This window comes from Rhodococcus sp. P4_C10, assembly GCF_056402135.1.
This window is the reverse complement of record NZ_JBFUHZ010000016.1, coordinates 273,434-286,883: the sequence shown is the minus strand read 5'-3', so window position 1 is coordinate 286,883 and position 13,450 is coordinate 273,434. Positions and strand designations below refer to the sequence as shown.

Annotated in this window: 15 protein-coding genes; 5 read left to right on the top strand and 10 right to left on the bottom strand. The window is 71.1% G+C overall.

Annotated features, from left to right (window positions below):
* From AC1DWC_RS14175 to AC1DWC_RS14155, 5 genes are all read right to left on the bottom strand, one after another.
* On the bottom strand, nucleotides 1-616 hold a 616-nt coding region (locus AC1DWC_RS14175; protein WP_477908918.1), incomplete at its 3' end, for a hypothetical protein.
* A 652-nt stretch (nucleotides 617-1,268) separates the two neighbouring features.
* Nucleotides 1,269-2,225, bottom strand: coding sequence for a LysR family transcriptional regulator (locus tag AC1DWC_RS14170; RefSeq protein WP_477908916.1), 957 nt, complete (start codon nucleotides 2,223-2,225; stop codon nucleotides 1,269-1,271).
* Between the two features lie 98 nt (nucleotides 2,226-2,323).
* Complete coding sequence (locus AC1DWC_RS14165) at nucleotides 2,324-3,367, bottom strand: tocopherol cyclase family protein (protein ID WP_477908914.1); 1,044 nt, start codon at nucleotides 3,365-3,367, stop codon at nucleotides 2,324-2,326.
* Between the two features lie 102 nt (nucleotides 3,368-3,469).
* Nucleotides 3,470-3,877 carry a PaaI family thioesterase gene (locus AC1DWC_RS14160; RefSeq protein WP_477908912.1) on the bottom strand — a complete coding sequence of 136 codons (408 nt, stop codon included), beginning with the start codon at nucleotides 3,875-3,877 and terminating at the stop codon, nucleotides 3,470-3,472.
* 60 nt (nucleotides 3,878-3,937) lie between these two features.
* Nucleotides 3,938-4,339, bottom strand: coding sequence for a PaaI family thioesterase (locus tag AC1DWC_RS14155; protein ID WP_072842592.1), 402 nt, complete (start codon nucleotides 4,337-4,339; stop codon nucleotides 3,938-3,940).
* Between the two features lie 53 nt (nucleotides 4,340-4,392).
* Between AC1DWC_RS14155 and AC1DWC_RS14150 the strand changes: the two genes are divergently transcribed.
* From AC1DWC_RS14150 to AC1DWC_RS14140, 3 genes are all read left to right on the top strand, one after another.
* Entirely contained in the window at nucleotides 4,393-5,034 is a 642-nt protein-coding gene (locus tag AC1DWC_RS14150) for a cysteine hydrolase family protein (RefSeq protein ID WP_477908909.1), read from the top strand.
* Nucleotides 5,035-5,260: 226 nt separating this feature from the next.
* Complete coding sequence (locus AC1DWC_RS14145) at nucleotides 5,261-5,635, top strand: VOC family protein (RefSeq protein WP_477908907.1); 375 nt, start codon at nucleotides 5,261-5,263, stop codon at nucleotides 5,633-5,635.
* A 138-nt stretch (nucleotides 5,636-5,773) separates the two neighbouring features.
* Nucleotides 5,774-6,601, top strand: coding sequence for an alpha/beta fold hydrolase (locus tag AC1DWC_RS14140; RefSeq protein ID WP_477908905.1), 828 nt, complete (start codon nucleotides 5,774-5,776; stop codon nucleotides 6,599-6,601).
* 84 nt (nucleotides 6,602-6,685) lie between these two features.
* Here AC1DWC_RS14140 and AC1DWC_RS14135 read toward each other — a convergent pair whose 3' ends face one another.
* Both AC1DWC_RS14135 and AC1DWC_RS14130 read right to left on the bottom strand, forming a co-directional pair.
* Nucleotides 6,686-7,561, bottom strand: a complete 876-nt coding sequence (locus tag AC1DWC_RS14135) for an RNA polymerase sigma-70 factor (protein ID WP_477908903.1) — start codon at nucleotides 7,559-7,561, stop codon at nucleotides 6,686-6,688.
* Entirely contained in the window at nucleotides 7,558-8,748 is a 1,191-nt protein-coding gene (locus AC1DWC_RS14130) for an NAD(P)/FAD-dependent oxidoreductase (RefSeq protein ID WP_477908901.1), read from the bottom strand. Before AC1DWC_RS14130 ends, AC1DWC_RS14135 begins: the two co-directional genes overlap by 4 nt.
* A 176-nt stretch (nucleotides 8,749-8,924) precedes the next feature.
* Here AC1DWC_RS14130 and mshA point away from each other — a divergent pair, with 176 nt between their 5' ends.
* Together mshA and AC1DWC_RS14120 are read left to right on the top strand one after the other, a co-directional pair.
* Nucleotides 8,925-10,250: a D-inositol-3-phosphate glycosyltransferase gene (mshA, locus tag AC1DWC_RS14125; RefSeq protein ID WP_477908899.1), complete on the top strand. Its 1,326-nt coding sequence runs from the start codon at nucleotides 8,925-8,927 to the stop codon at nucleotides 10,248-10,250.
* Nucleotides 10,247-10,804, top strand: coding sequence for a type III secretion system chaperone family protein (locus tag AC1DWC_RS14120; RefSeq protein WP_477908897.1), 558 nt, complete (start codon nucleotides 10,247-10,249; stop codon nucleotides 10,802-10,804). Before mshA ends, AC1DWC_RS14120 begins: the two co-directional genes overlap by 4 nt.
* A 32-nt stretch (nucleotides 10,805-10,836) precedes the next feature.
* On the opposite strand, the gene AC1DWC_RS14115 is transcribed toward AC1DWC_RS14120, so the two are convergent.
* The 3 genes from AC1DWC_RS14115 to AC1DWC_RS14105 form a co-directional block, all read right to left on the bottom strand.
* Nucleotides 10,837-11,904 (bottom strand): DNA polymerase IV, encoded by a 1,068-nt coding sequence (locus AC1DWC_RS14115; protein ID WP_477908895.1) that lies wholly within the window; start codon nucleotides 11,902-11,904, stop codon nucleotides 10,837-10,839.
* A 56-nt stretch (nucleotides 11,905-11,960) separates the two neighbouring features.
* Nucleotides 11,961-12,890: a Vgb family protein gene (locus AC1DWC_RS14110; RefSeq protein ID WP_477908893.1), complete on the bottom strand. Its 930-nt coding sequence runs from the start codon at nucleotides 12,888-12,890 to the stop codon at nucleotides 11,961-11,963.
* Nucleotides 12,891-12,980: 90 nt separating this feature from the next.
* Nucleotides 12,981-13,376, bottom strand: a complete 396-nt coding sequence (locus AC1DWC_RS14105) for a DUF3224 domain-containing protein (protein ID WP_477908891.1) — start codon at nucleotides 13,374-13,376, stop codon at nucleotides 12,981-12,983.
* Nucleotides 13,377-13,450 lie beyond the last annotated feature (74 nt).

The window sequence follows — 13,450 nt, the reverse complement described above, 5'->3', positions numbered from 1 at the left end:
TGTCGTCGAGGCTGCCGAGGGCGGCCTCGCCCGGGTTCTGGCCCCGCACGGTGAAGCACGCGGTGAGATTCGGTCGGTAGGCCCCGACGCCGACGGTGCCGCTGACGTCGATGCCGCCGCTGGTGATGGTCACGCCGGGCGCGGCGCCGTCCGGGACCTTGTAGGTGAACTCGGCGGTCACACTGTTGCCGGAGTTGACGAACCAGCCGGTGCCGCTCACGCGCCAGGCGCCGTCGCCGTTCGGTACGGCCTGGACTTCCTCGGTGACCTGTCCCTGACCGAAGTGGTAGGCGGTGACCTTCGTGGACACGGGGGCGCCGAAGCCGGCGGGGGCGTAGTCGCGGAAGGTGTTGACGTACGGGTTACCGATGCCGGTGGTACCGACCACGATCTTGTAGGTGACGTTGGTCCCGGCGGCGGCCTCGGCCACCGTGACGCTCTTGTCGTAGGTGTGGGTCACCCACACGGTGCTGGCGTCGTTCTTGGTGGTGTGGCTGGACTGCTCGCAGGGGGCGGCGTTCGCGACGCCGGCTCCGACTCCGGCCACGAGCAGGGCTGCGGGGAGAGCGGACACCGCCGCGAGAGCGGCGATGCGGCGGACTGTGTTCGAAGACATGTGTTCCTAACTGTTCGCTGTTGCGGTCACGCCGGAGTGCCGACCGCGTACTCGCCGCGTGACAGGGTCGGATCCCCTGTCAGCGTTCGAACCTGTCAGCCGACGCCTGTGGCGCGGCGACAAACCACGACCGAACAGAGCCGGGCGGATGCACGCCGTCTGTGCACCAGCCCGGACCCGTCAGCTGGGGACTGCAGAGATTTCGCCGCCGAGGACGGCCCCCGATGGTGCCGGGGATCGAGACGACGGCGGACAGCGCGGCCGCGTTTCTCCTGGCATCTGTTTTGGGAGAAATGGCTCGCGGGGAGGAGTGATTCCGTTGTGTGGGTCAGTCCTATCACGCACACTCCGCTTCTTGGACGCGAAATTGGAAATCCCGGCGCCCTGCCGGACGGACGCCGTCAGTGCCGCAGCGTATTTGACGAAAATGGCATTCGGGTGGCATTCGCCCGGAATTCACCCGACGTTCGAACCAGATCGGATGCATGGGTATATGGCCAGGTGGTCGCGGGTTTCCGTAATTCGAATTCGAGCTGAACGTGCCCGGTGGGCCGCGCCCAGATCAGGTTTCATTTCCGGACCCAGGAAGCCTAGGCGCGGGCGAATCGGAACAGAAACACTTTGTTCCGGACTGATTGACAAGGTTCCGTTGTCAGTAGGGGGTTCGGGTGGGCACCGCGCGGTCGTCGAGGTCCGGTTCCTGCAGTGTCGCAACCAGGTCGGGTCGCGAATCGCGCACGTGCCGGGCGATGTCGCGGAACGAGCGGACCAACGCGGAGTCGTTGGTGCGCTGCCACGCCACCGCGACCTCGTTCGGTGCGTCGTGGGAGATCGGCACCAGTTTCACTCCCGGATAGGGGATCCAGCGGGCGCACGCGGCCGTCACCACGATGCCGACGCCGGCCGCCACCTTCTGGTACTCCTCGAGCACCGTGGTCGACCGGGATGCCACCCGTGCCGGCACTCCGTCGCGATGGGCGTCGAGTTCCCAGTACGCATTCCACGTCGGGTCGGTGCACGCCGCCCCGAGTATCGGCTCGTCGATCAGCTCGGCCACGCCGACCGAGACCCGGTCGGCGAGCGGATGGTCCGCGCGGAGCATCACCACTCGGGGCTCGGTGAACAGCGGCTCGAACTCGACGCCGTCCGTCGTGAGTGGTCGCCGCACGAACGCCACGTCCACCGATCGGTCGGTCAGTCCGGCCGACGGATCGTCGTAGTTGAACTGGCGCATCTCCACCGTCACGCCGGGGTGACGATCGCTGAAGGCCGACAGGATCGGCTCGGTCAGCATCAGGGCCGCGCCCTCGAGGAACCCCAGCACCAGCCGCTCGCTTTCGCTGCGCTGCATCGACCGGGCGCGCTCGGTCGCGTCGCCGAAGGCCGTCAGCAACGCGCTGGCATCCTCGAGGAAGGCGGCTCCGGCCGCGGTCAGGGCCACGCTGCGCGTGGTCCGGGTCAGCAGCACCACACCGAGGGCCTGCTCCAGCTGCTTGATCTGCGCGCTCAGCGCCTGCTGTGCGATGTGGAGCCGCTGGGCGGCTCGGGTGAAGCTCAATTCCTCGGCCACCGCAACGAAGTAGCGAAGCTGACGTGTCTGGCGCTCCATGGCGCGAGTGTATGCAGATTCAACGGTCGTGGGGCGGGGGTTTCGCAGTTCGGTGAGCCGCGGTTCACTGGGCCTGTTGTGCGCTGCCGAGAAACAGGTCACCGCGGCCGGGGCGGCAGGGGAGCGGCGTCGGTCGCGTCCGGTGACCCGCCCCGCCGGTCGGTCTCGGCCCTCGCCAGGCCGAGGCCGCCGTGCTCGAGCGCGGCGAGCGTGGACCGTCCCGACCAGACCTCTCGGCCGCGTCGGCGCACCGAGACGCGCATCCGGGCGCCGAGGTGCTCGATCGCACCCGCGATGTTGCGACGCTCGGTGGGCAGCGGCACCGGCAGCACGTGCGCGTCGCCGACGGGGCCGTGGCCCTCGATGTCCACGCTCCAGTTCGGACTGCGCCCTCGCAGGATCCAGTGCTCGTCGGTGACGGCGGCGTGGACCGGCGAGAGTGCCGGGTGGACGAGCCGCAGCAGCCGGCCGTCCGGCAGGCGCACCACCACGGCGGTGACCTCGGTACGCAGCGGTCCGGCGCTCACCTGCCCGCCCGCGAACGCCACGCAGGCCTCGGGTTCGGCGAAACCCTGCGCCTGGCCCCACCACCACGATTCCGGGAATCCGCCTCGGCCCCAGTTCTTCTCGGCGTACACCTGGGCTCCGTTGAGGTCCCACTCCTCGCCGTCCAGCACGGCGTGGCCCTCGGCCCGGCCGCCGAGCAACCAGGGGTGCCAGTACTGGTTGAGACCCGGAACCGACTGGAAGACACCGGAACCACCGAACCCTCGGCGCGGCCAGGCCGTCGGATTCGTTATCCGCACGTCGAGTCGGGCGTCGGGCCCGAGGTCCACCCGCAGGCCGCCGCGCTCGCCGTGGAACTTCTCGCCCGCATGCGCGCCGAGACGGTGCGGATCGGCCCACCCGGTGGGGTGGGCGGCGGTGCGCAGGAAGCGGTTCGGATGGCCGGCCAGCCCGAGGGTGGCCCACCCGCCGTCGGCCGCGCGGTTGACCCCGCACAGGGCGATCACCACCCGGCCGGACTCGGGGAGAGTGAACCGCCAGAAGTAGCCCTCCATGGCGACACCGTGTGCGGGCAGGAGGTCTCCGAAGGGCAGGTCGGCGCCGGTGGCGCGGTATCGGTCGAGCAGACGCGACATCGCCCCACGGTAGCCCGCGGCGCGGCGATCGGCAGGGCGTCGAGCGCGAACCGACTCCCGCCGGTCAGGTCCCCGATGTCACATCGGGTATCCCCGAGGCACTCACTGTGACATCGGGGAACCGGCGAGGACGGCCTGCGACTGGGTGACCTGGGCGACCAGTCGGTCCTCGTCGTCACGGACCTCGATGACGATCGCGACCGTGCTGCGGCCCACGTGCAGTGGGCGGGCGGTGGCGGTGACGGTGCCCTTGCGGACGCCGCGGGTGAAGACGGTGTTCGAACTGGTCGTGGAGGTGGCGGCGCCCGCCGGGAGGTTGAGGAAGGCGCAGACGGCGCCGACGGTGTCCGCGAGGGTCATCAGCGCGCCGCCGTGCATGCCGGGCCCTGCGGTGGTCCGGTGCTCGCTCCAGTCGAGCGTGCCGACCGTCTCGGCGGGCGTGGCCGCGGTCAGCGTGACGCCGGTGTGCAGCGCGAAGGGCATGGTGGCGAGCAGTTCGTCGGGTTTCATGGTCGCAGGCTACGTCGGATGTCGATGTGGCACAGCCTGTTACACGCGACGTAAGGGAGTCTACGGCCCCAGTTCGCCGAGGACGGCGTGCGACTGGGTCACCTGCGAGACCAGCCGGCCTTCCTCGTCCATGATGTCGATCGACACCAGCACGGTCTTGCGGCCGACGTGCAGCGGTCGCGCGGTGCCGGTCACGACGCCGCGGCGCACCTGGCGTGCGAACACGGCATTGGACGCCGTCGTCACCCGGGACGCCCCCGACGGAATGTTGAGGTATGCGGAGACGGCGCCGACCGTGTCGGCGAGGGTGGTGAGGGCGCCGCCGTGCATGATTCGATCCGTCGTGGTGACGTCCTCGCTCCAGGCGAGTCGGCCGACCACCTCGCCGGCGTTCGCCGACACCAGTTCGACTCCGGATTTCGCCGCAAACGGCATGGTCGCCAAGATCTCTTGCAGGTCCATGATTCGATGCTAGACCGGCGCGGATTGCAACCCCGGGTAATACGCTCGATGCCGTGAGTCGCCTGACGCGAGACCTCGACCGCTGGACAGCTCCGCATCTTGACCGGTCGGCGTTGCTGGTGATCGACACCCAACGTGACTTCGTCGACGGCGGGGCGAGTCCGATCGACGGGACCACCGCGGTCGTGCCCGCGATCGCCAGGCTGGTGACGGCCTACCGCGCCGCGTCGCGCCCGATCGTCCACGTGGTGCGGCTGTACGCGGGTGAGGACGTGGACCTGGTCCGGCGCACCGCGCTGGCGGTGGGTGCGGGATTCGCCCGACCGCGCACGGCGGGGTCACAGGTGGTTCCGGAGTTGACGGTGCCGGACCTGGATCCCGCACTGCTCCTCGCCGGCGGTCTGCAGATGGTCTCGCCGACCGAGTCCGTCCTGTTCAAGCCGCGGTGGAGCGCCTTCCACCGGACCCGCCTCGAGGAGCATCTCGCCGGGCTCGGCGTCGACACGGTGGTGGTCGCCGGTTGCAACTACCCGAACTGTCCGCGCGCGACGATCTACGGGGCGAGCGAGCGCGACCTGCGGGTGCTGATCGCCGCCGACGCTGTCTCCGGCGTCGACGACCGGCACCTCGAGGAGGCGGGGCGGATCGGCGCGGTGCACGCCGACGTGGACGAGATCGTCGCGATGCTCGGCTGAGTTCCACGCTGCCGAACCTGCCCGAATCACCTTGCCCGCCACCTCTTCACACTGAGGCCGCGCCGGGCTATCGTTCACTCGTGATGACCGGTCAGGCTTCGAGCCGTACACAGACGGGCGAACCGGTCGATCCCTGACGGCGCAATCGGCGCAGCACTGCCGATCCCGGGCACCTCCGAAGCGCGTGGATTTCCCTCCGTCCACTGCTCACTACTTTGGAGACCCCATGCCTGCACGCTTCAACCACACGATCATCGCGGCCAAGAACGCTTCCGAATCGGCCGCCTACTACAAGCACCTGCTCGAGGCCGCGGACGCGCCCTCCTGGGGTGTGTTCACGAATCTGACCATCGCCGACGGCGTGCTGCTTCAGTTCGCCGAACCGCCGATCGACTTCCCTCCGCAGCACTACGCGTTCCTCGTGACCGACCGTCATTTCGCCGAGGCGCGAGAGTGGCTGGTGGACGCTGATCGGGACTACTGGGCGGACCCTCAGCGCACCAGGGCCAACGAGATCAGCGACGAGGACGGCGGCCAGCGGCTCTACACGCTCGACCCCGCCGGCCATTTCCTGGAGTTGCTGACCAAGCCCTACCTGTGACGTTCTTGACGAGGGACGACGCCGCGTCTCCAGGCACCGCATCGACGGGCCGAGCCCCGGTGTCCGATTTGCGACGAATCTGCCCCACGCGCGTGCCGCGTGCCGGGTCTGCCCGCCGACACTCGTAGTGTGCAACGCATGAGCATCCGAGAGGCAGCCGGCATCGACGGCACGTCCATCGTCTACCGCGTCACCGGATCCGAAGACGCCCGCCCGCTCGTGCTGCTGCACGGCTGGGCGCAGTCCCTGGACTGCTGGGGCGACAGGGTCCTCGACGCCCTCGCCCAGCATTACCGGGTGATCGCCGTCGACCTGCGCGGTCACGGCTACTCGGGCGCGCCCGAGACAGGCTACGACGACTCGAAGGTCTGGGCAGGCGACGTCGCCGCCGTGCTCGCGGCCGAGTCGGTGGACTCCGGCGCGGTCCTGCTCGGCTGGTCGTACGGCGGGCTGGTGATCTGCGACTACCTCGCCGAGTGCGGTGTCGACGCGGTGGCGGGGCTGGTCCTGGTCGGCGCGATCACCAGCATCGGTCCTGGTCAGAAGGGTGGACGCGTCGGGTCGGCGATGCGCGAGGCCATCCCCGCCGCGATGTCGGAGGAGCCAGGGGAGGCCATCCGCGCGCTCGGCAGCTTCGGCACCGCGCTGACCGGCCAGGCCGACGGCAAGGGCGCGCAGTCGCAGGCCCTGTTCGGCGCGAGCCTGTCCACCCGGCCGCGGGTGCGGGCGGCCCTGTTCGGCCGCGCGGTCGGTCACGACGAACTGCTGGCCGGGCTGGACCTGCCGGTACTGGTCCTGCACGGCACCTCGGACACGGTGGTCGACGTGTCCGCGGCCCGTCACGCCGTCGACCTGCTGCCCCGTGCCACCGCGTCGTTCTGGGAGGGCTGCAACCACGGCCCCTTCGTCGAGGACCCGGAGCGGTTCGTCTCCGAGGTCGGCGCGTTCGTCGACGCGTTGGGCTGATCCGCACCGCGGAGGTACGCGTCGCACCCGCAATTGCCGGTGCGACGCGTACAACCCGGGTGCGGATGTTCGCCCGGGCAGTCCTCAGCGGGTCAGGGTTCGGGCCTGCGTGACAGTCGCCAGCTTGTCGGGGTTGCGCACCAGGTAGATCCCCGAGACCAGGGCGTCGGTGACCTCGAACATGGCCACGGTGTCCAGGTGCTCGCCCGAGTAGATCAGCACCGACGGCAGGGAGTTGAACAGTCCCACCTCGAACCTCAGGTCGGCCGGTCCGGTCCGGGCGAGGCCGGCCATGAACTTTGCCACCCGCTCGCGGCCCACCACGGGCCTGCGCGCCGCGCTGATCTTCCCGCCGCCGTCCGAGATCTCGACGACGTCGGGCGCCATCAGGTCCATCAGGGCCTGGATGTCGCCGGTGACCGCGGCGCTGAGGAACTGCCCGGCCACCTTCTGCGCCGCCGCGGAACTCGGCTCGAACCGCTTGCGCCTGGACTGGACGTGGGACCGGGCGCGATGCGAGGTCTGCCGCACCGCCGCCTCCGATCTGCCGACCGCCTCGGCCACCTCGCGATGGCTGAACCCGAACACCTCCCGCAGCACGAACACCGCGCGTTCGTCGGGGCTGAGCGTCTCGAGGACCAGCAGCATCGCCATCGACACCGATTCGGCGAGGAGCGCGTCCTCGGACGCGTCGGGTCCGGTGCGGATCGGTTCCGGCAGCCAGCTCCCCACGTAGTCCTCGCGCCGGCGTCCCGCCGACCGCAGCTGGTTCAGCGCCTGCCGGGTGACGACCTGCGCCAGGTAGGCGCGCGGATTGTCGATGCCGGCCGGATCCACCTCCGACCACCGGAGGTAGCTGTCCTGCAACACATCCTCCGCGTCCGCGGCGCTGCCGAGAATCTCGTAGGCGATGGTGAACAGCAGCGGCCGGTACTCGGTGAACACGTCTGCGGGGCTCACGCCGACGTGTCCTGAGTCTGCCGGGCCGGCGTGGGACCGGAGACCGGCCACCGGACGGCGGACCCGCGGGTGCCCACTCCCCAGCGAGCGGAACGGCAGATCAGTTCCTTGACCAACGCCGCGGTGCGTCCGCCGAGCGCGACGCGGCGGGGGCTGTCGTCGGCGTGGACGAGCTGGACCACGCCCGCCCGCCGGCCCAGGCTGATGCACTGCGACGCGAAGCCCAGGGACAGCGGCTGCGGCGCCCGGCCGTCGAGCAGGGCGAGCACGGTGTCGGCGCCGTGCGCGCCGAGCGGGATGGCGGCCTGGCAGCTCATTCGGATGTGCCCGGCGACCCGCTCCGGCGGCGCGACGGCGTCGCCGACGCCGATCACCTTCGGGTGGCCGAGGCACACCAGGTTCTCGTCGGTCCGCAACCGGCCGGCGCCGTCGACCGGCAGACCGCTGCGCCGGGCCAGGTCCGGCACCCCGAAGGCACCCGCCCAGATCGTGCAGTCGCTGGCCAGGTCGGTGCCGTCCGCCAGCACGACGCGACCGGGCTCGGCGCGGAGCATCCGGCGGCCCGCATGCACCTCGACGCCGAGTCGGGCGAGTGTTCGGGTGACGCCGCGTCGGCCGCGGTCGGACAGGCCCTCGGCCACCGGACCGGAGGACACCAGTCGCACCGCCAGGCCCGGGAACCGTTCCGCGATCTCGGCGGAGGTCTCGATGCCGGTCAGCCCGCCGCCCACGACCACGACGCTCGAGTCGTCGGTCAGCTCCCGAAGCCGGGACCGGAGTCGGTCGGCGTCCTCGAGGTCGCCGACCGTGTACGTGTGCTCGGCGCCGACCCCGCGGACGGACCGGCTTCCCACCGCGTAGACGAGGAGGTCGAAGTCGAGGGATCCGCCGTCGTCGAGGACCACCGCGGAATCGGTGATCCGGTCGACGGTCGCGACCCGGAGCCGCACGGCGGGATCCAGGTGTCCGGCCAGCGCGGTGGTGGCGCCCGTCCCGTCCGTCGCGTGCTGGTGCAGCCGGACGCGTTCGACGAACTCGGACCGCGGGTTGACCACGGTGACGGTGACGCCGGGGCGGCGCGCGGCCTGGATCCGGTTCGCGGCGATCACACCCGCGTATCCCGCGCCGACGACCACGACCTGCCTGGGTGGGACTTCGCTGGATCGGATTCCGTGTGACGCAGCCATGGCGCTTCCTTCCTCGACGAGTGGGTCTTCACCATCTAGACACCGCGGGGACCTGGAGTGTGACAGTCCCGGGGGAGAGCTGGGTCACAGTCGTTCGGTCGGTAGCACCGCACCCCCGCGCGCGGCCGTGCGGTGCTGGGTGTGGCGGCCCCGATTGCAGGGGGCAAGATGGGGTCGTGACGCCAGCGCATAACCATCGGTTGAGGAGGGTGGCCGTTCTGTCGGTCCACACCTCCCCATTGGCTCAACCGGGGACCGGGGACGCGGGCGGGATGAACGTCTACGTCCTGCAGAGCGCCCTGCGACTCGCCGAGCGAGGCGTCGAGGTGGAGATCTTCACCCGGGCCACGTCCTCCGCGGACGCCCCGGTGGTCGAGGCCGCGCCCGGCGTCCTGGTGCGCAACGTGGTCGCCGGACCGTTCGAGGGCCTCGACAAGCACGACCTGCCCACGCAGCTGTGCGCGTTCACGGCCGGGGTGCTGCGCGAGGAGGCGCACCACCCGCCGGGCTACTACGACCTGGTGCACTCGCACTACTGGCTCTCCGGGCAGGTGGGCTGGCTCGCCCGCGACCGGTGGGGGGTGCCGCTGGTGCACACCGCGCACACCCTGGCCGCGGTCAAGAACGCGGCGCTCGCCGAGGGCGACACCCCGGAACCGGCCGCCCGGCAGATCGGCGAGCAGCAGGTGGTCGCGGAGGCCGACCGGCTGATCACCAACACCGCCGACGAGGCCGACAAGCTGGTCGAGGTCTACGGCGCCGACCCCGGCCGGATCGACGTGGTGGCGCCCGGCGCCGACCTCTCGCGCTACCGGCCGGGCGACCGCGCCGCGGCCCGCGCCGAGGTCGGCCTGGACCCGGACGAGTTGATCGTCACCTTCGTCGGCCGGATCCAGCCGCTGAAGGCTCCCGACGTGCTGCTGCGCGCCGCCGCGGAGCTGATGGCCCGTCAACCGGGGCTGCCGGTGCGGGTGGTGGTGGTCGGCGGGCCGTCGGGCACCGGGCTCGACCGCCCCGACTCGCTGATCGAGCTCGCGGCCACGCTCGGCATCGCCCCGCGGGTGACGTTCCTGCCGCCGCAGCCGCCCGACCGGCTCGCGCAGGTCTACCGGGCCTCGGACCTCGTCGCGGTGCCCAGCTACTCGGAGTCCTTCGGTCTGGTGGCCCTCGAGGCCCAGGCCTGCGGGACCCCGGTGGTGGCGGCCGACGTCGGCGGTCTCGGCGTCGCGGTCCGCGGCGGGGAGACCGGACTGCTGGTGCCCGGGCACCGCACCGACGACTGGGCCGACGCGTTGCAGTCGCTGCTCACCGATCCGGGCCGGCTGACGGAGATGGCGCGCCGGGCGCCGCTGCACGCCGCGAACTTCTCCTGGGAGCACACCGCGGACGGGCTGCTGGAGAGCTACCGGCGGGCCGTCGCCGCCTACCGCCCGCAGTCGGACCTCGCGTCGCGCCGCGGCCGCGGACTGTGGAAGCTGCGACGACTGGGAGTGCGCGCGTGAACGAGACCGTCAGCCTGATCGAGGCCGCCCTGGCCGAGCGGGAACTGGACTACACCCGGCAGGGCGAGAACCGGTTCGTCGTCGAGCTGCCGGGGGAGCGCAAGCTCAAGACGGCCTGCCTGCTCAGCGTCGGCAACCACGGTGTGCGGGTCGAGGCGTTCGTCTGCCGCAACCCCGACGAGAACTTCGAGGGCGTCTACAAGTACCTGCTGCGCCGCAACCGCCGGCTCTACGGCGTGCACTACACGATCGACCGGTCCGGCGACATCTACCTGGTCGGCCGGATCTCCACCCACGCCGTCACCGCTGACGAACTCGACCGGGTGCTCGGCCAGGTCCTCGAGGCCGCCGACGGCGACTTCAACATCCTGCTCGAGCTGGGGTTCGCCTCCTCGATCCGGCGCGAGTGGGCCTGGCGGGTCTCGCGCGGCGAGTCGCTGGCCAACCTGAAGCCGTTCGAGCACCTGATCGGCGAGGGCGTCCAGCCCGACGGCGCACCCGTGGGCGAGGACGCACCCGAACGCGTGCCCGGCGCGGTTCCCGGCCTCGACTGACGGCCGCTCCCCGGCTGCCACCGAACGCCCGCTCAACCGGGTGCGTCGGGCGGCGTCATGTCGAGTCGTACGCCCAGCAGGCGGACCTCGCGGTCGTGGTCCAGCCGCTCGGTCAGCGCGGCGGCGGCGTCCTCGATCACCGCCGGGTCCAGTGTCGGCTCGGCCAGCGGGCGGCCGGTGGTGTGCGTGTCGAACGGCGCGTACCGGACCTTCAGCGTCACCCGCACCGCCGCTCGCCCCTCGGCCCGCAGGTCCTCGGTGACCCGCCCGGCCAGCGAGCGCACCTCGGCCGTCACCTGATCGGGGTCGGTGAGATTGTGCTGAAAGGTCGTCTCCCGGCCGTGGCCGCGGGCCACCCAGGGCTCGGCGGTGACCACCTCGTCGCCGATCCCGCGGCCGAGCCGGTGCAGCCACGGTCCGATGGCGGGGCCGAGTGCGTCGGCCAGCTCGCCGTCGGCGGCGCGGGCCAGTTCGCGAACGGTGTGGATGCCGAGGGCGGCAAGCTTCTTCGCCGTCTTGTCGCCGATGCCCCACAGTGCGTCCGTGCCGCGCTCGCCCATGACCTCGAACCAGTTGTCCGCGGTCAGCAGGTACACCCCGCGGGGCTTGCCGAAACCGGTCGCGATCTTGGCGCGCAGCTTGTTGTCGCCGATGCCCACCGAACAGTGCAGCGAGGTCGCCGCGAGCACCGCGGCCTGGGCTTCGCGGGCGAACGCCACCGGGTCCGCGGTGGTGACGCCGAGAAACGCCTCGTCCCAGCCCAGCACCTCGACCACCGCGTCGAGATCGCGGAGCGTGTCCATCACCGACCCCGACGCCGCCGTGTACGCCTCGCCGTCGACGGGCAGGAACACCGCATCGGTGACGCCGCGGGTGACGAGCCGGCGGGCGGCGACCCGCAGCGGCATCCCCGACCCGATCCCGAACTCGCGGGCCTCGTACGACGCCGTCGAGACCACGCCGCGTTCGGTGGGGTCACCCCGCCCGCCGACGATCACCGGCCGGCCGCGCAGTTCGGGGTGGCGCAGCACCTCGACCGCGGCGACGAACTGGTCGAGGTCGACGTGTAGCACCCACTTCTCGCGCGGCGAGGCACCCATTCACCCAGTCTGCGGGCCGAGGGCGTCCGCTGCCAGCGCGGCCACGCCATCACCCGCTACTGCGCCCGGAGGACGTTCGGGACGAGTGATGTCTGGGCGTTGGTGCGAGTCGAGCGTGTGAGGCGGGCGAGGGCGCCGATTTCGAGGGCTGCCCACAGCGCACCGTCCGGGCCGAGGGCGATCCCGTGAGGCTCGGATCCCGGGGTGGGCAGTTCGTGTACCGCGATCGCACCGCCCGGGCTGATTGTGCCGATGCGGTTGGCGCCCCACTCGGTGAACCAGTAGCCGCCGTTGTCGTCGGCGGTGATGGCGTGCGGCCGGGCGGTGCGGTCGGGCAGCGGGAACTCGTCGATCGCTCCGTCCGGGGTGATCCGGCCGATCTGGCCGGCGTTGATCTCGACGAACCAGAGAGTCCCGTCCTGTCCGCCGGTGATCCCCACGGGTCCCGCGGCTTCGGTGGGGAGCGGGTGGATGGCGACATCGCCGTCCGTGCCGATGCGGCCGATCGCGTTGGCCTGGTTCATGGTGAACCACGTTCCGCCGTCGGCGCCGGCGGTGATCGCGGAGGGAAACGCGCCGCCGGTCGGGAGGGGGAACTCGGTGACCTGGCCGTCGGTGGTGATCCGTCCGATTCGGTCGGCTGCGGTCTCGGTGAACCAGAGCGCGCCGTCGGGTCCGGCGGCGATGCCGAACGGCCCGCAGTCCGGTGTGGGCAGTGCGAACTCGTCGAGAACGCCGTCGGTGGTGATCCGTCCGATGCGGTGCGACCGGTATTCCGTGAACCAGAGCGCGCCGTCGGGTCCGGTGACGATGACCGTCGGCCCACTGTCCGGGTCGAGCTGGTGGGTGGTGGGTGGCTCGCCCGGGACGAGGCGGCCGATCTGACCGCTGTGGACCAGCGTGAACCAGAGCGCGCGGTCCGGGCCGACGGTGATCGCGTAGGGGCCGCCGGGTACGGCGTGCTCGTCGATGCAGACGTGGGTCATCTGGCCTTCTCCTGGCGGTCGAGGGCGATGCGTTCGATGTCGGCCGGTGTTCCGGTCACGGCAGTGCGGGTGGGTGCAGCGCCCGGCGGGCTACAGCGTGTAGACCAACGAGAGGACCTCCTGCTGAGCTTCCTTCGCGTGGCCCGAGATCCCCGCGAGCTCTCCGGTGCCGGAACCGGGGACTATGGACCCGAAGCTGCTCTGCTCGGTGCCGTAGGCCAGGCCGCCGTGTTGGATGACGAAGGTGCCCGCGCGCCCGTCGAGGGTGCCCTCGATCCGTTCGGAGGCCACGTAGCCGGCGCCGGAATCTCCCTGGGCCGTGAGCACCGACACCACGCCCGAGCCCTCGATCGCACCGTGGTAGCGCTTGCTGATCCGCACCCTGGTCAGTTTGGGTCCCTCGTCCGGCTCGTCGTAGACGGTCTCGTCCCATTCGGTGATCTCGAATGAGGCATCGATGGTGCGGGCAATCTGCTGACCGGTCATGTGTTCCTCCTGAGCTGAGCTGTTGTGGCGATCGGACTCGCCGAGCGGGTTGGGGTCGGAACGGTCGTGGTGAC

What these genes read in the sequence shown, in the direction of transcription:
- AC1DWC_RS14170 (WP_477908916.1), bottom strand. Translation starts at nt 2,225, where the DNA reads ATGGAGCGCCAGACACGTCAGCTTCGCTACTTCGTTGCGGTGGCCGAG.
- AC1DWC_RS14165 (WP_477908914.1), bottom strand. Translation starts at nt 3,367, where the DNA reads ATGTCGCGTCTGCTCGACCGATACCGCGCCACCGGCGCCGACCTGCCC.
- AC1DWC_RS14160 (WP_477908912.1), bottom strand. Translation starts at nt 3,877, where the DNA reads ATGAAACCCGACGAACTGCTCGCCACCATGCCCTTCGCGCTGCACACC.
- AC1DWC_RS14155 (WP_072842592.1), bottom strand. Translation starts at nt 4,339, where the DNA reads ATGGACCTGCAAGAGATCTTGGCGACCATGCCGTTTGCGGCGAAATCC.
- AC1DWC_RS14145 (WP_477908907.1), top strand. Translation starts at nt 5,261, where the DNA reads ATGCCTGCACGCTTCAACCACACGATCATCGCGGCCAAGAACGCTTCC.
- AC1DWC_RS14140 (WP_477908905.1), top strand. Translation starts at nt 5,774, where the DNA reads ATGAGCATCCGAGAGGCAGCCGGCATCGACGGCACGTCCATCGTCTAC.
- AC1DWC_RS14130 (WP_477908901.1), bottom strand. Translation starts at nt 8,748, where the DNA reads ATGGCTGCGTCACACGGAATCCGATCCAGCGAAGTCCCACCCAGGCAG.
- AC1DWC_RS14115 (WP_477908895.1), bottom strand. Translation starts at nt 11,904, where the DNA reads ATGGGTGCCTCGCCGCGCGAGAAGTGGGTGCTACACGTCGACCTCGAC.
- AC1DWC_RS14110 (WP_477908893.1), bottom strand. Translation starts at nt 12,890, where the DNA reads ATGACCCACGTCTGCATCGACGAGCACGCCGTACCCGGCGGCCCCTAC.
- AC1DWC_RS14105 (WP_477908891.1), bottom strand. Translation starts at nt 13,376, where the DNA reads ATGACCGGTCAGCAGATTGCCCGCACCATCGATGCCTCATTCGAGATC.